The 423-nt window shown below is 70.2% G+C and carries 1 protein-coding gene; it reads left to right on the top strand.

The window, feature by feature from the left end; all coding sequences use genetic code 11:
* Positions 1–321: SDR family oxidoreductase (locus tag AC5RWQ_RS30605; protein ID WP_494286066.1), on the top strand; the 321-nt coding region annotated here is incomplete at its 5' end.
* Positions 322–423: the final 102 nt, after the last annotated feature.

Here is a 423-nt window from a genome sequence, read left to right as displayed (position 1 = left end):
CCCTACTCCGCCTCCAAACACGGCGTCGTCGGCTTCACCAAGGCGCTCGGCAACGAGCTGGCGCCCACCGGCATCACCGTCAACGCGGTCTGCCCCGGCTACGTGGAGACGCCGATGGCCCAGCGGGTCCGGCAGGGCTACGCCACCGCCTACGCCACCAGCGAGGAGGCGATCCTGGAGAAGTTCCAGGCGAAGATCCCACTCGGCCGCTACAGCACCCCCGAGGAGGTCGCCGGCCTCATCGGCTACCTGGCCTCCGACACCGCCGCCTCCATCACCTCGCAGGCGCTCAACGTCTGCGGCGGCCTCGGCAACTTCTGACGACCGTCCGGACAGCGGACGAGGACCGGACAAGGAGCAGTGCCCATGACGACACGCGAGGTCGAGCACGGGATCACCATCGCCGCGCCCGCCGCCACCGTC

Source organism: Micromonospora sp. BS32 (assembly GCF_059089345.1).
This window is presented reverse-complemented; position numbering and strand designations above follow the sequence as displayed.